Source organism: Streptomyces sp. V4I8 (assembly GCF_041261225.1).
Lineage (GTDB): Bacteria > Actinomycetota > Actinomycetes > Streptomycetales > Streptomycetaceae > Streptomyces.
Window position 1 is genome coordinate 8,824,665 of record NZ_JBGCCN010000001.1, and the last position, 18,424, is coordinate 8,843,088.

The window sequence follows — 18,424 nt, forward strand, 5'->3', positions numbered from 1 at the left end:
CCGTAATTTCCTTACCGCCGCTGGGAGTTCGGCATGAACAGACGCAGCTTCGACAGGCGTACCTTCAACAGACGTGTGCTGCTGGGCGGCGCGACCGCCGCGACATCGTTGTCCCTGGCGTCGGTGCCCGAGGCCGTGAGCGCCGAGACGCCCCCGAAGACCGCCCCGGCCGGTGGCGAGGTCAGGCATCTCAAGCTGTACGCCGAGAAGCTCGCCGACGGGCAGATGGGCTACGGCTTCGAGAAGGGCAAGGCGACGATCCCAGGCCCGCTGATCGAGGTCAACGAGGGCGACACCGTGCACATCGAGTTCGAGAACACGATGGACGTACCGGTCAGCCTGCATGTCCACGGCCTCGACTACGAGATCACCAGCGACGGCACGAAGCTCAACAGGAGCGACGTCGAGCCCGGTGGCACCCGCACCTACACCTGGCGCACCCACGCCGCCGGTCGCCGCAAGGACGGCACCTGGCGGGCGGGCAGCGCCGGTTACTGGCACTACCACGACCATGTCGTCGGCACCGAGCACGGTACGGGCGGCATCCGCAAGGGCCTCTACGGGCCGGTGATCGTCCGGCGCAAGGGCGACATCCTCCCGGACGCGACCCACACCATCGTCTTCAACGACATGCTGATCAACAACAAGCCGGCGCACAGCGGTCCCGACTTCGAGGCCACGGTGGGCGATCGCGTCGAGTTCGTGGTGATCACGCACGGCGAGTACTACCACACCTTCCACATGCACGGTCACCGCTGGGCCGACAACCGCACGGGCATGCTCACCGGCCCGGACGACCCCAGCCAGGTCATCGACAACAAGATCGTGGGCCCGGCGGACTCCTTCGGTTTCCAGGTGGTCGCGGGGGAGGGGGTCGGGGCGGGCGCGTGGATGTACCACTGCCATGTCCAGAGCCATTCCGACATGGGGATGGTGGGGCTGTTCCTCGTGAAGAAGACGGACGGGACGATTCCGGGGTACGAGCCGCACGAGCACGGCCATGAGGCGGCCTCGGGGCCGGCGCACCAGCACTGACGGACCATCCGAGAGCGCTCTCACCTCCTCCTCTCACCACGGCTATCCTGATCCGCAGCCGCCGACGAGGAGCCCGAAAGTGACCGAAACCGCCCCGCGCCCCACCCTGGAGGCCGTGGCCGCCCGGGCCGGTGTCTCGCGGGCCACCGTGTCCCGGGTCGTCAACGGCGGGGACGGGGTGAGGGAGCCCCTCGTGGAGCGGGTCCGCAAGGCGGTGGAGGAACTCGGATACGTGCCCAACCAGGCTGCCCGCAGCCTGGTCACCCGGCGGCACGACGCCATCGCCGTCGTGGTCGCCGAACCGGAGACCCGCGTCTTCGCCGACCCCTTCTTCGCGCTGCAACTCCGCGGCATCAGCAAGGAGTTGACGGCCCACGACAACCAGCTCGTGCTGCTCCTCACGGAAGGCCGCGACGACCACGCCCGCGTCGGCCGCTACCTCGCCGGCGGCCATGTCGACGGGGCGCTCGTCTTCTCGCTCCACCTCGACGACCCGCTGCCCGGCCTGATCCAGCGCGCCGGCGTCCCCACGGTGTTCGGCGGACGGCCCGGCTGGAGCGGCGACCGGCGTGGCGTCGTGTACGTCGACAGCGACAACCGAGGCGGCGCCCGCGACGCCGTACGCCACCTCGCCGGCCTCGGCCGAACGCGCATCGCGCACATCACCGGCGCCCTCGACCAGACGTCGGCGGTGGACCGGCTCGACGGATACCGGGACGTCATGGTGGATGCCGATCCACGGCTGATCGCCGAGGGCGATTTCACGCCGGCCGGTGGTGAGCGGGCCATGCGGGAGCTTCTCGAACGCTGCCCGGACCTCGATGCCGTCTTCGCCGCCAACGACCTCACCGCGGCCGGTGCGCTGCGGGTGCTGCGTGCGTCGGGGCGGCAGGTCCCTGACGACGTCGCGGTCGTCGGGTTCGACGACATGCTTCCGGTGGCGGAGCAGACCGACCCGGCGCTCACGACCGTCCGTCAGGACATCGAGGAGATGGGCCGGTTGATGGCCCGACTGCTGCTGCGCGGCGTCGACCGCCACACCGGTGAGCAGGTGGGAGGCGCGCCGTCCAGTGTCGTCCTGCCGACGACACTGGTTCGACGCGCTTCCGCCTAGGGGGTGTTTCGAAAGTCCCGCACAGCGCCCACGGCGCCCGGCACTGCGGGGCTGCGAAGGTCGCGACGGTCGGGCTGAGACGCCCGCCGGCGCCCCCTCAGTCCTGCGTCGCGCCCTCAGCCCCGCGTCGGCGCGCTCTTGATCACCGCGAAGCGCGCCCCGTACGGGTCGGTGAGCTTGGCGATACGGCCGACGTCCGGCAGGTCCGTGCCCGGCATCCGGACCGTGCCGCCCAGCTCCTGGGCCTTGGCGACCGTGGCGTCCGTGTCGGTGACCTCGAAGTACGGCAGCCAGTAGGGCGGGCCCTCGGCCTCCGCCGGGTCGTCGGCCTTGTCGACGACGCCGCCGAACATGGCGTCCTCCCCGGCCGCGGCCGGCCCGAACGTCGTATAGGTGCCGCCGTAGAAGTCGAGGGCGAAGGTCTCCAGGCCGAGCGTCGCGTTGTAGAACCCCGCAGCGGCCGGCACGTCCGTCGTGTACAGCTCCAGCCAGCACAGCGAGCCGGGCTCCTGGACGAGGTCGAGCCCCTTGTTGGTGCCGGGCTGCCAGAGGCCGAAGCCCACGCCCGCCTTGTCGGCGAGGATGGCCATCCGGCCCATGTCCATGACGTCCATGGGCTGCACCAGCACCGAGCCGTGCGCCTGCTCGGCCGCCTTCGCCGTGGCGTCCGCGTCCGGCGTCTGGAAGTACACCGTCCAGGACGGCGGACCCTGCTCCTCGGTGGTCTGCATACCGCCGGCGACCGTTCGGCCGTCGAGTTGGAAGAGGCCGTAACCGCCGGTCTCGGGCCCGCCCGGCTGGAACCGCCAGCCGAACAGGCCGCCGTAGAAGGAACCGGCGCCCTCGATGTCGGGTGTGCCGACGTCGATCCAGTTCGGCGCGCCGGTGACATAACGGGTGGTGAGCATCATCGCCCTCCTCGGACGGTCCCTCTGTCAGCTCTGCCGATGTCTGCTCTGCCGAGTCTTCCACCGCCCACTGACAATCGCTGCCGGAGCGCCGCCGTCGGCTGCGGCCGCCGTTGTGATCACTGGAGGTAACCACGGCGGATCTCCGCGCTTTCAACTGTTTCCGCGCGCCGCCGTGCGCCGCACCGCGCGGAGGGGGACCATCGAGTCGGCCGGAGGCCCTGCGGCGCGGCGTTGATCCCGCGTTGATCGAACGTTTTTCGGCGACCGGCACGATCCTGCGCATGCACATCGAAACGATCGCAACGATCAGCTCGCCCGACCTGGACTGGCAGCAGGAGGCGTTGTGCGCGCAGACCGGGGCGGACTTCTTCTTCCCCGAGCCGGGCAGCTCCGTACGGGAGGCGAAGCGGATCTGCGGCATGTGCCCGATCCGCTCGGCCTGCCTGGACTACGCGCTCGACAACGACGAACGCTTCGGCGTCTGGGGCGGCCTGTCGGAGAAGGAACGCCTGGAGCTCAGGCGTACGTCACGCTGAACGACCGGTAGGTGCGGGCTGCGTTCGGGGGCCCTGTGGAGCAGAGGCGGGCGCTGAAACGGGGCGGGGCCGTATGGGGGACGGCGGCGCCATCGGCACCTGCATCGGCATTGGCATCGGCATCGCCGATGAGGAACTCGCCGCCTTCCACCGTCGGTCGGCCGGCTGCGGCGCCGCAAGGCGCGGGACGCCTGGGCGTCGGCATCCGACGCGGCGGCGATGGCCGCGACGGCCACGGCGGGCGGGACCGCAGGGAGGACGCGCCGCTGGTCTCTGCCGACGAGGCGGCGGGCGTTACCGGCGTCCCGGGTGTCCCGGCCGGCGTCGAGGTCTCGGGTGGCGCGGGGGTCTGTCGCGGTCACCTCCGGGTGCTCGGATCCGGGCAGCCCGCTCCGTATCCGCACCCGCTCGGCGGGCTCGTCCTCGATGAGCCCGAGCAGCCGCAGGCCACAAACGCCCCGCACCGGCAAATCGACGCCGACCCGCCAAAAGGGCGGGCCGGCCGTCGATCATCGGGCTCGGTGCGCGTCAGCCACCGGCGCGCGCCACCATGCGCGCCTTCCGGGCCGCCAGCTTCTCGTCGAACTTCGACGCCTCCGCGTCCAGGCCGCTCATGTACAGGCCGAGTTCCTCCTGGGCCTTGAGACCCTCGGGGCTGAGGCCGCCGATCTCCATGACCTTCAGGAAGCGCAGGACGGGCTGGATGACGTCGTCGTGATGGATGCGCATGTTGTAGATCTCGCCGATCGCCATCTGCGCGGCGGCCCGCTCGAAGCCGGGCATGCCGTGGCCGGGCATCCGGAAGTTCACGATCACGTCGCGCACCGCCTGCATCGTCAGGTCGGGCGCGAGCTCGAAGGCCGCCTTCAGCAGGTTGCGGTAGAAGACCATGTGCAGGTTCTCGTCGGTCGCGATGCGGGCCAGCATCCGGTCGCAGACCGGGTCGCCCGACTGGTGACCGGTGTTGCGGTGCGAGACACGGGTCGCGAGCTCCTGGAAGGAGACGTAGGCCACCGAGTGCAGCATCGAGTGCCGGTTGTCGGACTCGAAGCCCTCGCTCATGTGGGCCATGCGGAACTGCTCCAGCTTGTCCGGGTCCACCGCGCGCGAGGCGAGCAGGTAGTCACGCATCACGATGCCGTGCCGGCCCTCCTCGGCGGTCCAGCGGTGCACCCAGGTGCCCCAGGCGCCGTCACGGCCGAAGAGCGAGGCGATCTCGTGGTGGTAGCTGGGGAGGTTGTCCTCGGTGAGCAGGTTCACGACCAGGGCGATCCGGCCGATCTCGGTGACCTTGGACTGCCCCTTCTCCCAGGCCTCGCCGTCCTCGAAGAAACCGGGGAAGTTGCGGCCGTCGCCCCACGGCACGTACTCGTGCGGCATCCAGTCCTTGGTGACCTTCAGATGCCGGTTGAGCTCCGTCTCGACCACTTCCTCCAAGGCGTACAGCAGCCGGGCGTCGGTCCAGACGGCAGGACTACCGAGGTGCGGGGAAGCGATCGTCACGGGAACTCCAGGGGGACGCACAACAAGGGGAAGACTGACCGGCGAGCGGTTGCCGGGAACCTACGGAATCGTAGGCTACGAGACCGTAGGTTACGAAGCCGTAGGTTAAGAGCGGTGTAAAGACTGCTGATCAGCCATGTTTCGGTCGGGAATTCCCGGGTGCGCGCAAAGCCCCAAGGACCCGCAGGTCCTGGGGCTAAAGAGGGTGGCGCCCGGCCGGTCAGGCGTACAGATCACGCATCCGGACCGAGAGACATGTCACACATCCCTCTAGCTTCTCGAACTCGCTGATGTCCACCACCACGGGCTCATGGCCCAGGTCGGCGAGCAGTTCCGCCGTCTTCGGCGCGCTCGCGGCCATGAGCAGCTTGCCGCCGCCGAGCAGCACCACATGCGCCCCGGACTCCTCCGGCACCGGCAGGAAGCGCGGGAACAGCGACGGGACGTCGAGCTGCGGGATGCGCCCGAGAATCGTTCCGTCGGGCAGCGCCGTGATCGCCGACTTCAGGTGCAGCACCTTGCTCACCGGTACGGCGACGACCCGCGCCCCCAGCGGCTCGAAGGCGGCCCGCACCTGCTGGACGCCGGCCGCGTTGGTACGGCCGCCCCGGCCGACGTAGATCGTGTCGCCGACCTTCAGTACGTCGCCGCCGTCCAGCGTGCCCGGCTCCCAGATCCAGTTCACGGAGCAGCCGAGGGAGGCCACGGCCTCCTCCACGCCGAGGGTCTCGTCGCGCCGGGACTCGGCGCCGGGCCGGGTGATCAGCGCGACGTTCCTGTACATGACGACGGTGTCCTCGACGAACACCGAGTCGGGGCAGTCGTCGGCCGGGTCCACCTCGATCGTCTCCCAGCCGTGCGTGCGCAGGGCCTCCGCGTACGCCTCCCACTGCTCGACCGCGAGGTCGACGTCGACCTTCTCCCGGTCGATGTGTGTCACCAGGCCGTCGGCGAGGCGCGGGCTGGGGTGGCGGATGAGGGCCTTCTTGCTGGGCACGGGGGATCTCCGGGTCGGTGGCAGGTGTCGGCGCCCTGATGCATCGGGCACCGATCCGCCATCATGCAGGTGTTACCCGTCCGTACAAAACCCCTCGGTGTCAGGCTGTGGCCCTCCTGAGATGCTCCGCGGTGAAGGAGCCGCGGGCGGCGAGGAGCTGTCGCGGGGTTCCCTCGAAGATCACCCGGCCGCCGTCACGGCCCCCGTCCGGCCCCAGGTCGATGATCCAGTCGGCGTGCGCCACCACGTCCAGGTTGTGCTCGACGACCACGACGGTGTTGCCCGCGTCGACCAGCCGGTCCAGCAGTCCGAGCAGCCCGTCGACGTCGGACATGTGCAGTCCGGTCGTAGGTTCGTCGAGGACGTACACCGCGCCGGTGCGGTGCAGCCGCGTCGCCAGCTTGATGCGCTGGCGTTCCCCGCCGGAGAGGGTGGAGAGGGGCTGGCCGAGCGTCAGGTAGGTCAGCCCCACGTCCCGCAGGGCGCGCAGGCGGCGCCGGACTCCCGCGTCCTGGAAGAACCCCAGGGCCTGCTCGGCCGTCATCTCCAGCACGTCCGCGACGGAGCTGCCGTCGACGGTCAGCCGCAGCACCTCGTCCCTGAAGCGCCGCCCCTCGCAGTCGTGGCACGTCGTCGTCACCGGGTCCATGAAGGCCAGGTCGGTGTAGATGATCCCGCGGCCCTCGCACGTGCCGCACGCGCCGGAGGAGTTGAAGCTGAAGAACCCGGGCTCGGCGCCCGTCCCGCGCGCGAAGATCTTCCGTACCGTGTCCATGATTCCCAGGTACGTCGCCGGAGTCGACCGCGCTGAGATCCCGATCGACGACTGGTCCACGACCACGGCGTCGGCGTGCGCGGCGGTGAACTCCGCGACCAGCGTGCTCTTCCCGGACCCGGCGACCCCGGTCACCACGGTGAGCACCCCGGCCGGGAACCCGACCGTCACGTCCCGCAGGTTGTGCCGGTCGGCGCCCTTCACCCAGAGGCCACCGCTCGCCGCGCGGACGTCCTCCTTGAGTGCCGTACGGCGCCCCAGGCACCGTCCGGTCACCGTGCCCGACCCGGCCAGCTCGCCCGGCGTCCCCTCGAACACGACCCGTCCGCCGCCCGCGCCGGCCTCCGGTCCCATGTCGACGACGTGGTCGGCGAGCGCGATGACGTCCGGGTCGTGCTCGACCACCAGCACGGTGTTGCCCTTGTCGCGCAGCCGCAGCAGCAGGTCGCCGAGGCGGCCGACGTCGCGCGGGTGCAGTCCGACGCTGGGCTCGTCGAAGATGTACGTCATGCCGGTCAGGCTGGAACCCAGGTGGCGGACCGTCTTCAGGCGCTGTCCCTCGCCGCCGGAGAGCGTGGACGTCTCGCGGTCGAGGCTGAGGTAGCCGAGGCCGATCGCGTCGATGCGTTCGAGGGCGGCGACGGCGGCCCCGGCGATCGGCCCGGCGACCGGGTCGTCGATGTCCTTCAGCACGGCGATCAGGTCCGTGACCTGCAGATGCGCGCAGTCGGCGATGCTCAGGCCGTTGACGCGGGTCGCGAGCGCCGCCGCGTTCAGCCGGGCCCCGTCACACACCGGGCAGGCGCCCTCCACCAGGAACTCCCGCACCAGGTCGCGGGTCTTCTGGCTCATCGCCGACAGGTCCCGCTTCAGGTACAGCCGCTCGAAGCGGGTGGCGAGCCCCTCGTAGTCGGTGGTCCAGGTGCCGCCCGTGCCATGGACGGTGACCTTGCTGCCGGGCCGCCCGCGCATCAGGAACTCCCGCTCCGCGGCGGTGAAGCGCCCGACGGGCTTGTGCGGGTCGAGGTCGGCGCTGTTGGTGTACGCCTGTCCCTGCCAGGTGCCCGCCGCGAACGGCGGGAAGCGGACCGCCCCGTCGGCGAGCGTCCGGTCCGCGTCGAGGATGCGGTCCCAGTCCGGCCGTACCGTACGGCCCAGGCCGTCGCACTCCGGGCACATGCCGGAGGGGTCGTTGAAGGAGTAGGCGGTCGCCGGGCCGGCGCTCGGGGTGCCGTGCCGGGAGAACAGCACGCGCATCACCGAGTGGATGTCGGTCATCGTGCCGACCGTGGACCGCGAGTGACCCCCGATCGGCCGCTGGTCGACGACGATCGCGGGGGAGAGGTCCTCCAGCGCCTCCGCGTGCGGCCGCTCGTACTTGGGCAGCCGGTTGCGCACGAACCAGGTGAAGGTCTCGTTCAGCTGGCGCTGCGACTCCACCGCGATCGTGTCGAAGACGATCGACGACTTCCCCGAGCCCGAAAGGCCGGTGAACACGGTCAGCCGGCCTTTCGGGATGCGGAGGGAGACGTCCTTGAGGTTGTTCTCCCGGGCTCCGGTGATGGTGATGAAATCGGGCGTGAAATCGGGCATGAAGCCGAAGCTAGACGGGATACCCGACAGCTTCTGGCGTGATTTCCTTCAGTTCTCCGTCCTCCACCATCAGCCAGCGCGTGATGCCGACCGACTCCAGGAACGGCAGGTCGTGACTGGCCACGAGCAGCGCCCCCTCGTACGACTCCAGGGCCGTGGTGAGCTGCCGTACGCTCGCCATGTCCAGGTTGTTCGTCGGCTCGTCCAGCATCAGCAGCTGCGGCGCGGGCTCGGCCAGCATCAGCGCCGCCAGTGCCGCCCGGAAGCGTTCGCCGCCGGAGAGTGTGGCCGCCTTCTGGTCGGCGCGGGCGCCCCGGAACAGGAAGCGGGCCAGCCGCGCCCGGACCCGGTTGTTGGTGGCGCCCGGCGCGAACCGGGCCACGTTCTCGGCGACCGACAACTCGTCGTCGAGCACGTCCAGCCGCTGCGGCAGGAACCGCAGGGGCACATGCGCCGTGACCTCTCCGGACACCGGCTCCAGCTCCCCGGCGATGGTCCGCAGCAGCGTCGTCTTGCCCGCGCCGTTGCGCCCGATGAGGGCGATCCGCTCCGGCCCGCGCAGATCGACGCCGCCGGTCACCCGCGCACCGTACGCCAACTCCAGGTCCTGGAGCGTGAGGACGGTCCGCCCCGGCGGTACGGCCGTGTACGGCAGGTCGACGCGGATCTCGTCGTCGTCCCGTACGGCGTCCACCGCTTCGTCGAGCCGTTCCCTGGCCTCGGCGAGCTTCTCCTCGTGCATGATGCGGTGCTTGCCGGCGGACTCCTGTGCCGCCCGCTTGCGCGCACCCATGACGATCTTCGGCTCGCGCTTCTGGTCCCACATCTTCTGCCCGTACCGCTTCCGCCGGGCCAACTTGACCTGGGCGTCGACCAGTTCGCGCTTCTGCTTCTTCAGGTCCGCCTCGGCGACCCGCACCATGCGCTCGGCGGCCTCCTGCTCGGTGGCGAGTGCCTCCTCGTAGGCGGAGTAGTTGCCGCCGTACCAGGTGACCTCCCCGGAGCGCAGATCGGCGATCTGGTCGACGAGGTCCAGGAGTTCGCGGTCGTGGCTGACCACCACCATGACCCCGGGCCAGGACGCGACGGCCGCGTACAGCCGCCTGCGCGCGTACAGGTCGAGGTTGTTGGTGGGCTCGTCGAGCAGCAGGACGTCCGGGCGGCGCAGCAACAGCGCGGCCAGCCGCAGCAGCACCGACTCGCCGCCCGACACCTCGCCGATGGTGCGGTCCAACTCGACGTGTCCGAGACCGAGTTCGCCGAGGGTGGCCACGGCCCGCTCCTCCACGTCCCAGTCGTCGCCGACGGTCTCGAAGTGCTCCTCGGCCACGTCGCCCGCCTCGATGGCGTGCAGCGCGGCGCGCCGTTCCGCGATGCCGAGCGCCTCGTCGACCTTCAGGCCGGTGTCGAGCGTGACGTTCTGCGGGAGGTACCCGACCTCGCCCGCGACGCGCACGGTGCCGTCGGACGGGGTGAGCTCACCGGCGATGAGCTTCAACAGAGTTGATTTTCCCGACCCGTTGACGCCGACGAGTCCGGTCCTGCCGGGGCCGAACGCGACGTCGAGACCCTCGAAGACGGGGGTGCCGTCGGGCCAGGTGAAGGAAAGGGTCGTACAGGTGATGGAAGTAGACATACGGGCCTCCGCGGATGCTCGAAGCGATCAAGGGCAAACGCGTATCGAGACACCGGCGACCGACGGGGAGGCCTCGGAGAGGTCAGGGAAATGCGGAAGGCCCTGCTCCGGAGGACGGCTCGAACGCCGAGGTCGCACGCAGCGCAAACACACCTCAGGTGTGGCGCGGTGTCTCAGGACCTCAGACGAGCAACGTCCCTCTCCAATCGACGGCAACAGGACCGCTGTACACCGTAGGAGGGGGCGGAGAGGGTGTCAACGCAATTAATCGGCCTTCCGGCCGCGCCGGCGGTACACCCCGCACCAGGACACTTCGGGAGACCTCAGCAGGCGTCCCGGATCAGCTCCGCGAGATCCCGGTCCAGGTCCAGCTGCAGGTGCTCCAGCCCCAGCGGCACCAGCTCGCTCGTCGCCTCCAGGAACCGCCGCACCTCACCCGACCGAATGTGCACGACCGCCGTACCCTCGGGCGCGTGGAACTCCAGCACCGTACGGTCGAACCCGTACGGCCGCACCCGGACGTCGCCGTGCCCCTCGGGTCCCTCAAGGCCGGCCACGAGCAGCTCCCGGCTGAAGGTCCAGCAGACGTCCACGCCTTCCAGCGTGGCCGGGGCCGGGAAGGTCATGCGGACGGCGAACGGGTCGCGCCGGTCGTAGTGCAGGGTCGCCGGAATGCTCGGCATCCGCGGCGCGGCGGCGACGAGACGGGCCTCAACGGGCTGCTCGATTACGGTGGACAACGCCATGCTCCCTTGTGACAGCTGGACGAACTTCCGGCGGACGAGACCGGGCACTGATAGAGACGACGGAATCAGCCAATCCGTGCACACGGAGGGCGAGTGACCTCTGTCACCGCCTTCATGCACGGGGGTGACTCGTTCGCCCTGCTGTGCCGGGAAAGTCACCTGTGACTGGTGTGGCCATCTGGACGCCGCCGGGGTGCTGGGCTAGCTTCGCCCGCCATGAGGCGTTCGGGGAGCACGCGACGGTCGGGGCGTACGTTTCGGACAATCGCCGCGGGGGTGGCCTGCGGGGCGGCGCTGGCCGCGCTGACGGCCGTACCCGCGCAGGCGCACGGGCCGGAGCGCCGGGTGCCGCGCTGGGAGCTCAAGGACAGCGGCACCCCCGAGGTGCGCTTCCGGGGGTTGTCAGCGGTCAGCCGGAACACCGCGTGGCTGGCCGGAACCGAGGGCACCGTCCTGCGCACCACCGACGGCGGCACGAGCTGGCGGAACGTCTCGCCGCCCGGCGCCGGCGAGCTGCAGTTCCGGGACGTGGAGGCGTTCGACACGCGCCGGGCCGTGGTGCTGGCCATCGGAGAGGGCGAGGCGTCCCGCCTGTACCGCACCGACGACGGCGGTGTGACCTGGACCGAGTCCTTCCGCAACACCGACGCGCGAGCCTTCTACGACTGCATGACCTTTTTCGACCACCGCCACGGACTGGCGATGAGCGACCCGGTCGACGGCCGGTTCCGCATCCTGTCGACCGGTGACGGCGGCCGCTCGTGGAAGGTGCTGCCCGACGCCGGGATGCCCGCGGCCCTGGAGGGCGAGGCCGGCTTCGCGGCGAGTGGGCAGTGCCTGGTCTCCTCCGGGCCGAAGGACGTCTGGCTGGCCACCGGCGGGGCCGCACGCGCGCGTGTACTGCACTCCCGCGACCGGGGGCTGACCTGGACGGCCGCCGACGCGCCGATCCCGGCGGGCGACCCGGCCCGTGGCGTCTTCGCGCTCGCCTTCCGCGACCGTACGCACGGCCTCGCGGTCGGCGGCGACTACCGCCCCGACCAGACCTCCCCGCAGGCCGCCGCGCGCACCCACGATGCCGGTCGCCGCTGGCAGCCCGCCGACACGCCCCCGCCCGCCTACCGCTCCGGCGTCGCCTGGCTCCCGCACAGCCGCACCACCGCCGTCGCCGTCGGCCCCACCGGCACCGACCTGACCACCGACGGCGGCCGCACGTGGCGGACCGTCGACACGGGCTCGTACGACACCGTGGACTGCACGCCGGACCTGGGCTGCTGGGCGGCGGGGGAGAAGGGCCGGGTCGCGCGTCTGGAGAGCTGACGCCGCAAAGTGGGTACTCGGGCGCCGACTGCGAGAGGAGTGACCCGACATGCCACGCGGTTCGAGCCCCAAGCGGGAACGCCAGTACGAGCACATCAAGGAGAGCGCCGAGGACCGGGGCGAGAGCACCAAGCGCGCCAAGGAGATCGCGGCGCGGACGGTGAACAAGGAGCGCGCCCGGTCCGGCGAGTCCAAGTCCGCCAGCCGTACGTCCACCCAGGACATGTCCTCGGGCAAGCGGGGCGGCCAGAGGTCGGGCCAGGGCTCCCAGGGACCCACGAGGGACCAGTTGTACGAGGAGGCCAAGAAGCGCAACATCCACGGGCGTTCGGACATGAACAAGAGCCAGCTCAAGCAGGCGCTGGGCAAGTGAGGTTCAGCGGGGTGTCTCGCGGTACCGCTGAAGCTCCGGCGCCGTCTTCGTGGCGACGAACTCGGTGATGCGGTAGGCGCAGACCCCGGCGGTGACGAACGGATCCCCCGCGGCGATCTCCTCGATGCGTCCGCGGTCCTCCGCGACGGCGAGGATCACCCCGCCGTCGCGGGGGTTCTTGCGTCCGGACGCGAGGAACACCCCCTGCTCGTACTGCTCGTCGAGCCACGCCACATGGGCTTCCAGCACGGCGTCGACGTCCTCGATCGGGGCGGTGTAGGTCAGCTCCAGCACGAACATGATCGCGAGCGTACCCCCGGGCCCGTACGCTCGTGCCCACCATGACGACCGTAAGCATTCCCGCGGGCTGGCCCGCGACCGAGGAAGAGGCCCGCGCCGTCCAGGACGAACTGCGGGAGCGGGTGGTGCTCGACGAGCCGGGCCCACCGCCCGGATCCGGCCATGTGACCGGCGTCGACGTGGCCTACGACGACGAGCGGGACGTGGTCGCGGCCGCGGCGGTCGTCCTCGACGCGGCCACTCTGGACGTCGTCGCCGAGGCCACGGCCGTCGGCCGGATCTCCTTCCCGTACGTCCCCGGTCTGCTCGCCTTCCGCGAGATCCCCACGGTGCTGGCCGCCCTCGACGCCCTGCCCTGTCCGCCCGGCCTGGTCGTCTGCGACGGCTACGGCCTCGCCCACCCCCGCCGCTTCGGGCTCGCCAGCCACCTCGGCGTCCTCACCGGCCTGCCGACGATCGGCGTCGCGAAGAACCCGTTCACCTTCACCTATGACGACCCGGGCCCCGAGCGCGCCGCCGCCTCGCCCCTTCTCGCCGGCCCCGAGGAGGTCGGCCGCGCCCTGCGCACCCGCGACACCGTCAAGCCGGTCTTCGTCTCCGTCGGCCACCGGATGAGCCTCGACAACGCCTGCGCCCACACGCTCGCCCTGACCCCCGCGTACCGGCTGCCGGAAACGACCCGCCGCGCGGACTCCCTGTGCCGGCAGGCGCTCAAGGCGGCGACCAGTCCGAGGCCGGAGCTCGCCGCTCGGGCTGCGGCGGATCCCACCCGGACGTGGGGGCGTTCCGTGTTCGAGCGCCAGCCCCTGCCCGTGAGCTGGGCGGGTCGGGTGCTCGCGGCGGCGGCGGAGGGCCTGGGCCGGACTCCGGAGATCGACGCCGCGGTGGAACTCGCGGCCGACCGCACTTGGTGGAGCCAAGGGCGTGAGGTGTTCGAGCTGGTCCGCGGGCGAGGGCACGATGCCTGGGAGCACCCGACGGAGCAGCAGCGGCTGTTGCTCCGTCTCGCGGAACTGGTCGGCAAAGTCGCTCACAACGAGGCGGGGCCCGCTCCCTTCTTCGACCATCACGCGGGCTGGCAGATCGGCCCCATCGCCGTACGGCTCGCGGTCTCCGCGCCCGATCCGTCCGTGCGGGACCGGATCGCGGAAGCGCTGGGGGACTGGCCGTCGACTGATGACGCCGAGCGATGAAACCGACTGAGAATCCCGACTGAGTACGTCGTCTGAGTACCCGTACGGATGTCGTTCCCTGTCGTGATCGGCAGGCTGTGACGCATGACGACGCACCGCGCCCCGAAGCCCCTCGCCGACCCCAACCGTCCCGTCGAGCGGGCCGTGACGGCCGCGCTGGTCGTTGCCACGCTGGCGGGGCTCGGCTGGATTGTCGGGATGATCTACACCCTTGCGGGATGGCCCCTCTAGGGGCCCGGGGGGCCGTTCCCCGCGCCGGGGGAACGGCCTCGGCGGAATCGGTTCAGCGGGTGGCGGCCACCCGGAAGGTGATCCCCGCCGTCCGTAGCCGCTCGATCAGCGCGTCCCCCATCGCGACCGCCGTCGTGACCTGGCCGGCCGTGGGCGGCAGGTCGTCGAAGGCCAGGGACAGGGCCGACTCGGCGAACATCTTCGCCGTCTCGCCATAGCCGGGGTCACCGCCCGCCACCTCGGTGAACACTCGCCTGCCGCCGCCCTCGCCGACGAAGCGGACGGAGAACCAGCTCTTCGCGCGCTTCTCGGGGCCCGGCCCGTCGCCCGGCTTGAGCCGGTCGGACAACCAGCGCCGCGCGGGCGGCAGTTGGGCGGCCGTGGCGAGTGCGCCGACCGCCGCGACCCCGCCGAGGACGACGGGCAGATGCCGTACGGCGGCGTAGTGGCGGTAGCGGAAGTCGGGGCCGTACCGATCGAGGGCCCGCGCGGACCGCTTGACGATCTGCGGGTCGATCGTCGGCAGCGGCACCGCCCAGGCGCCCACCTCCTTGGCGAAACGTGGCGCACCCGTCGGCGCATGCGCCCGACGCCCCATCAGCCGCGGCTCGTGGCGGCCCCGGTCGCGCGCGGCGGACAGCATCTGGCGCCCACGCGAGAACTGGTTCAGGGCCGACGCGAACGTGCCGCCCGAGAACATGGCGTCCGCGGTCACGAACCCGTCCACCGTCAGCGGCACACCCTCCGGCAGCTGCTGGACCGTGAAGTACGCGCCCAGGTCGTGCGGAATCGAGTCGAAGCCACAGGCGTGCACCAGCCGCGCACCCGTCTCACGCGCGCGTGCGTCGTGCCGGACGTACGTCAGGTCCACGAACTCCGGCTCACCGCAGAGGTCGAGGTAGTCGGCCCCGGTCTCCGCGCAGGCCGCGACGAGATCCTCGCCGTACTTCACGTACGGGCCCACCGTCGTGGCCACCACGCGCGCGTGCTCGGCGAGACTCCGCATCGAGGCCGGATCGGCGACATCCGCCTCCAGCAGCCCGATCCCCGCCCCGCCGGGCAGCCGCTCGCGCAGTCGCTCCAGCTTCTCCTTGCTGCGCCCGGCGATCGCCCAGCGCAGCCCCTCGGGTGCCCGCGCGGCCAGGTACTCCGCGGTGAGGATCCCGACGAAGCCCGTCGCTCCGAAGAGCACGATGTCGTACGGGCGATCCGTCCTGTTCAGCCTGGTCATGACACCCCTCGGTCTCGCAGCACGCGCCGTTGTCGGTGGCCGAGGCTAGCGTGAGGTGTGCGGAGCCCGACGACGAGCCCGGAGGTAAGCGGTGGCCGTGCCCAGGTCTGCCCTGAAGAAGTGGGAAAAAGTGCGCGAGTTCGCGCTCGGAATGCCCGGTGCGGTCGAGGAGTTCCCGTGGGGCGAGACGGTCGCGAAGGTCAACAAGAAGGTGTTCGTCTTCCTCGGCGTCGACGACGGCAGCTATCCGCTGGGCGTCACGGTGAAGCTCAAGGACGAGTCCGCCCACGCCCACGCCCTGACCTGCCCGGGCGCCGAGCCCGCCGGATACGGCCTCGGCAAGTCCGGCTGGGTGAGCATCCCGCTGGAGCAGCAGGGCGCCCCGGCGGCGGAGCTGCTCTGCGACTGGGTGGAGGAGAGCTACCGCACGATCGCGCCGAAGCGGCTGATAGCGGAGCTGGACGCCCGCTGATTCCGTCGGGGCGGGTTCGCGTCCGGGCTTCCGGCGGGTAACTTCCTAAGCGCTTGCTCTTGTGTCCATCGGCGCATGTTCTTAGCATCGCTGGTGTTACAGCAGTTGTGTCATACCCCTGGGGGCAGCATGGCGACGACGCCAGGACAGGGCCCGCTCACCGGCGTGCGCGTGGTCGAGCTGGCCGGAATCGGGCCCGGCCCGTTCGCCGCCATGCTCCTGGCCGATCTCGGCGCCGACGTCGTCCGCGTGGACCGGCCCGGCGGCACGGGACTCGCCATCGACACCGCGTACGACATCACCAACCGCAACAAGCGCTCGGTGATCGTCGACCTGAAGTCCCCCGACGGCCCCGCGCGCGTCCTCGACCTCGCCGCCCGCGCCGACATCCTCATCGAGGGCAACCGCCCCGGCGTCGCCGAACGCCTCGGCGTCGGTCCCGAGGCCTGCCACGCCCGCAACCCCGGGCTGGTCTACGGCCGCATGACCGGCTGGGGCCAAGAAGGGCCGCTCGCCCACCGCGCCGGCCACGACATCGCGTACATCGCCCTCACCGGCACCCTCGGCATGATCGGCAGCCCTGACGAACCGCCCGCCGTCCCCGCCAACCTGGTCGGCGACTACGCGGGCGGCTCGCTCTACCTCGTCGTCGGCGTCCTCGCCGCCCTCCACCACGCGCGCGCCACCGGTACCGGCCAGGTCGTCGACGCCGCCATCGTCGACGGCACCTCCCACCTCTCCGCGATGATCCACGGCATGCTGGCCGCCGGCGGCTGGCAGGACCGGCGCGGCGCCAACCTGCTGGACGGCGGCTGCCCCTACTACGGGACCTATGCGACGGCCGACGGGAAGTACATGGCCGTCGGCGCCCTGGAGCCGCAGTTCTACGCCGAGTTCCTGCGGCTGCTCGACATCGAGGAGCACGCGGACGCCCGTAAGGACTGGTCCCGCTGGGGCGAGCTGCGCGAGGCGGTCGCGACCCGCTTCAAGTCCCGTACGCGGGACGAGTGGACGGCCGTCTTCGAGGGCTCCGACGCCTGTGTGGCCCCCGTCCTGTCCCTGCGTGAGGCCCCGCACCACCCGCACCTCGCCGCCCGAGGCACCTTCACCGACCACGGCGGCATCACCCAGCCCGCCCCCGCGCCCCGCTTCGCCGCGACCCCGACGGCCGTACGCAGCGGCCCGGCCCAGCCCGGCGCGGACACCGCCGGCGTGGCGCGCGACTGGGACGTACCCGACCTGATGAAGGGCGCCGACACGGACGGCCCCGCGACGAAGGGCCTCGCATGAAGCGGCAGATCTTCGCCCCCGAGCACGACGCGTTCCGCGCGACCGTGCGCAGCTTCCTGGCCAGGGAGGTGCTGCCGCACTACGAGCAGTGGGAGAAGGACGGCATCGTCTCCCGCGACGCCTGGCGCGCGGCCGGCAAGCAGGGCCTGCTCGGCTTCGCCGTCCCCGAGGAGTACGGAGGCGGCGGCACCCCAGACTTCCGCTACAGCGCCGTCCTCGCCGAGGAGTTCACCCGCGCGGGCGCCCCGGGCCTCGCCCTCGGCCTGCACAACGACATCATCGGCCCGTACCTCACCTCGCTCGCCACCGACGAGCAGAAGCAGCGCTGGCTGCCCGGCTTCTGCGACGGCTCGCTGATCACGGCCATCGCCATGACCGAACCCGGCGCCGGCTCCGACCTCCAGGGCATCCGCACCCACGCCGAGGACCGCGGTGACCACTGGGTGCTCAACGGCTCCAAGACGTTCATCTCCAACGGGATCCTCGCCGACCTGGTGATCGTCGTCGCGAAGACGACCCCCGAGGGCGGCGCGCGAGGGCTGTCGCTGCTCGTCGTCGAGCGCGGCATGGACGGCTTCGAGCGCGGCCGCAACCTCGACAAGATCGGCCAGAAGGCTCAGGACACCGCCGAGCTGTTCTTCCGCGACGTCCGCGTGCCCAAGGAGAATCTCCTCGGCGACCTCAACGGCGCCTTCGTCCACCTGATGACGAACCTCGCGCAGGAGCGGCTGAGCATCGCGGTCTCGGCGATCGCCGCCGCCGAACACCTGCTGGAGATCACCACCGAGTACGTCAAGGAACGCGAGGCGTTCGGCCGGCCGCTGGCCACCAAGCAGCACATCCGGTTCGAGATCGCCGAGATGGCCACCGAGTGCGCCGTCACCCGCACCTTCCTCGACCGCTGCATAGCGGACCACGACAACGGCGAGCTCGACGCCGTGCACGCCTCCATGGCCAAGTGGTGGGCGACCGAGCTGCAGAAGCGGGTCGCGGACCGCTGCCTCCAACTGCACGGCGGCTACGGCTATATGAGCGAATTCCCCGTCGCCAGGGCCTTCACCGACGGCCGTATCCAGACCATCTACGGGGGGACGACAGAGATCATGAAGGAGATCATCGGCCGTTCCCTGCTCGGCTAAGGCTCCCTTGCTCGGCTGACCCTCACCCT

General features: G+C 71.0%; 17 protein-coding genes and 1 pseudogene. 10 read left to right on the forward strand and 8 right to left on the reverse strand.

Going from position 1 to position 18,424, the window contains the following annotated elements; all coding sequences use genetic code 11:
* The first annotated feature begins 33 nt into the window (after window positions 1–33).
* Both ABIE67_RS40115 and ABIE67_RS40120 read left to right on the forward strand, forming a co-directional pair.
* The gene (locus tag ABIE67_RS40115) at window positions 34–1,035 is read left to right on the forward strand and encodes a multicopper oxidase domain-containing protein (protein WP_370266482.1); all 1,002 of its coding nucleotides are present in this window, start codon (window positions 34–36) and stop codon (window positions 1,033–1,035) included.
* Window positions 1,036–1,114: 79 nt separating this feature from the next.
* The gene (locus tag ABIE67_RS40120) at window positions 1,115–2,149 is read left to right on the forward strand and encodes a LacI family DNA-binding transcriptional regulator (RefSeq protein WP_370266483.1); all 1,035 of its coding nucleotides are present in this window, start codon (window positions 1,115–1,117) and stop codon (window positions 2,147–2,149) included.
* A 116-nt stretch (window positions 2,150–2,265) separates the two neighbouring features.
* On the opposite strand, the gene ABIE67_RS40125 is transcribed toward ABIE67_RS40120, so the two are convergent.
* Entirely contained in the window at window positions 2,266–3,057 is a 792-nt protein-coding gene (locus tag ABIE67_RS40125; protein ID WP_370266484.1) for a VOC family protein, read from the reverse strand.
* Window positions 3,058–3,341: 284 nt separating this feature from the next.
* On the opposite strand from ABIE67_RS40125, the gene ABIE67_RS40130 reads away from it, so the two are divergent.
* Window positions 3,342–3,596: a WhiB family transcriptional regulator gene (locus ABIE67_RS40130; protein ID WP_370266485.1), complete on the forward strand. Its 255-nt coding sequence runs from the start codon at window positions 3,342–3,344 to the stop codon at window positions 3,594–3,596.
* A 528-nt stretch (window positions 3,597–4,124) separates the two neighbouring features.
* Here the strand turns inward: ABIE67_RS40130 and ABIE67_RS40135 are convergent.
* From ABIE67_RS40135 to ABIE67_RS40155, 5 genes are all read right to left on the reverse strand, one after another.
* A complete protein-coding gene (locus tag ABIE67_RS40135; RefSeq protein WP_370266486.1) occupies window positions 4,125–5,099 on the reverse strand; it encodes an acyl-ACP desaturase in 975 nt (324 codons plus the stop codon).
* A 220-nt stretch (window positions 5,100–5,319) separates the two neighbouring features.
* Window positions 5,320–6,096 carry a dimethylargininase gene (gene ddaH / locus ABIE67_RS40140; protein ID WP_370266487.1) on the reverse strand — a complete coding sequence of 259 codons (777 nt, stop codon included), beginning with the start codon at window positions 6,094–6,096 and terminating at the stop codon, window positions 5,320–5,322.
* Window positions 6,097–6,196: 100 nt separating this feature from the next.
* Window positions 6,197–8,464 (reverse strand): ATP-binding cassette domain-containing protein, encoded by a 2,268-nt coding sequence (locus tag ABIE67_RS40145; protein ID WP_370266488.1) that lies wholly within the window; start codon window positions 8,462–8,464, stop codon window positions 6,197–6,199.
* Window positions 8,465–8,474: 10 nt separating this feature from the next.
* Window positions 8,475–10,100, reverse strand: a complete 1,626-nt coding sequence (locus ABIE67_RS40150) for an ABC-F family ATP-binding cassette domain-containing protein (protein WP_370266489.1) — start codon at window positions 10,098–10,100, stop codon at window positions 8,475–8,477.
* Between the two features lie 323 nt (window positions 10,101–10,423).
* A complete protein-coding gene (locus ABIE67_RS40155; RefSeq protein WP_370266490.1) occupies window positions 10,424–10,840 on the reverse strand; it encodes an SsgA family sporulation/cell division regulator in 417 nt (138 codons plus the stop codon).
* 222 nt (window positions 10,841–11,062) lie between these two features.
* Here ABIE67_RS40155 and ABIE67_RS40160 point away from each other — a divergent pair, with 222 nt between their 5' ends.
* A complete protein-coding gene (locus ABIE67_RS40160) occupies window positions 11,063–12,166 on the forward strand; it encodes a WD40/YVTN/BNR-like repeat-containing protein (protein ID WP_370266491.1) in 1,104 nt (367 codons plus the stop codon).
* 49 nt (window positions 12,167–12,215) lie between these two features.
* A complete protein-coding gene (locus tag ABIE67_RS40165) occupies window positions 12,216–12,539 on the forward strand; it encodes a plasmid stabilization protein (RefSeq protein ID WP_370266492.1) in 324 nt (107 codons plus the stop codon).
* Window positions 12,540–12,542: 3 nt separating this feature from the next.
* Here ABIE67_RS40165 and ABIE67_RS40170 read toward each other — a convergent pair whose 3' ends face one another.
* Complete coding sequence (locus ABIE67_RS40170; protein WP_370266493.1) at window positions 12,543–12,839, reverse strand: YciI family protein; 297 nt, start codon at window positions 12,837–12,839, stop codon at window positions 12,543–12,545.
* Window positions 12,840–12,880: 41 nt separating this feature from the next.
* Between ABIE67_RS40170 and ABIE67_RS40175 the strand changes: the two are divergent.
* Window positions 12,881–13,567: pseudogene (locus tag ABIE67_RS40175) on the forward strand (endonuclease V); the annotation flags it as partial.
* Between the two features lie 549 nt (window positions 13,568–14,116).
* Window positions 14,117–14,263, forward strand: coding sequence for a morphogenic membrane protein MmpA (mmpA, locus tag ABIE67_RS40180; protein ID WP_370266494.1), 147 nt, complete (start codon window positions 14,117–14,119; stop codon window positions 14,261–14,263).
* A 52-nt stretch (window positions 14,264–14,315) separates the two neighbouring features.
* Here the strand turns inward: mmpA and ABIE67_RS40185 are convergent, their stop codons facing one another.
* Window positions 14,316–15,494, reverse strand: a complete 1,179-nt coding sequence (locus ABIE67_RS40185; RefSeq protein ID WP_370266495.1) for a trans-acting enoyl reductase family protein — start codon at window positions 15,492–15,494, stop codon at window positions 14,316–14,318.
* Window positions 15,495–15,585: 91 nt separating this feature from the next.
* Between ABIE67_RS40185 and ABIE67_RS40190 the strand changes: the two genes are divergently transcribed.
* The 3 genes from ABIE67_RS40190 (at window position 15,586) to ABIE67_RS40200 (ending at window position 18,395) form a co-directional block, all read left to right on the forward strand.
* Window positions 15,586–15,966, forward strand: a complete 381-nt coding sequence (locus ABIE67_RS40190; protein ID WP_370266496.1) for an MmcQ/YjbR family DNA-binding protein — start codon at window positions 15,586–15,588, stop codon at window positions 15,964–15,966.
* Window positions 15,967–16,095: 129 nt separating this feature from the next.
* Window positions 16,096–17,256 carry a CaiB/BaiF CoA transferase family protein gene (locus tag ABIE67_RS40195; protein ID WP_370266497.1) on the forward strand — a complete coding sequence of 387 codons (1,161 nt, stop codon included), beginning with the start codon at window positions 16,096–16,098 and terminating at the stop codon, window positions 17,254–17,256.
* Complete coding sequence (locus ABIE67_RS40200; RefSeq protein WP_370266498.1) at window positions 17,253–18,395, forward strand: acyl-CoA dehydrogenase family protein; 1,143 nt, start codon at window positions 17,253–17,255, stop codon at window positions 18,393–18,395. The genes ABIE67_RS40195 and ABIE67_RS40200 overlap by 4 nt, the downstream gene beginning before the upstream one ends.
* Window positions 18,396–18,424: the final 29 nt, after the last annotated feature.

Coding starts and splice junctions, on each gene's coding strand:
- ABIE67_RS40115 (WP_370266482.1), top strand. CDS start 34: ATGAACAGACGCAGCTTCGACAGGCGTACCTTCAACAGACGTGTGCTG.
- ABIE67_RS40125 (WP_370266484.1), bottom strand. CDS start 3,057: ATGCTCACCACCCGTTATGTCACCGGCGCGCCGAACTGGATCGACGTC.
- ABIE67_RS40130 (WP_370266485.1), top strand. CDS start 3,342: ATGCACATCGAAACGATCGCAACGATCAGCTCGCCCGACCTGGACTGG.
- ABIE67_RS40145 (WP_370266488.1), bottom strand. CDS start 8,464: ATGCCCGATTTCACGCCCGATTTCATCACCATCACCGGAGCCCGGGAG.
- ABIE67_RS40150 (WP_370266489.1), bottom strand. CDS start 10,100: ATGTCTACTTCCATCACCTGTACGACCCTTTCCTTCACCTGGCCCGAC.
- ABIE67_RS40160 (WP_370266491.1), top strand. CDS start 11,063: ATGAGGCGTTCGGGGAGCACGCGACGGTCGGGGCGTACGTTTCGGACA.
- ABIE67_RS40165 (WP_370266492.1), top strand. CDS start 12,216: ATGCCACGCGGTTCGAGCCCCAAGCGGGAACGCCAGTACGAGCACATC.
- ABIE67_RS40170 (WP_370266493.1), bottom strand. CDS start 12,839: ATGTTCGTGCTGGAGCTGACCTACACCGCCCCGATCGAGGACGTCGAC.
- mmpA (WP_370266494.1), top strand. CDS start 14,117: ATGACGACGCACCGCGCCCCGAAGCCCCTCGCCGACCCCAACCGTCCC.
- ABIE67_RS40185 (WP_370266495.1), bottom strand. CDS start 15,494: ATGACCAGGCTGAACAGGACGGATCGCCCGTACGACATCGTGCTCTTC.
- ABIE67_RS40195 (WP_370266497.1), top strand. CDS start 16,096: ATGGCGACGACGCCAGGACAGGGCCCGCTCACCGGCGTGCGCGTGGTC.
- ABIE67_RS40200 (WP_370266498.1), top strand. CDS start 17,253: ATGAAGCGGCAGATCTTCGCCCCCGAGCACGACGCGTTCCGCGCGACC.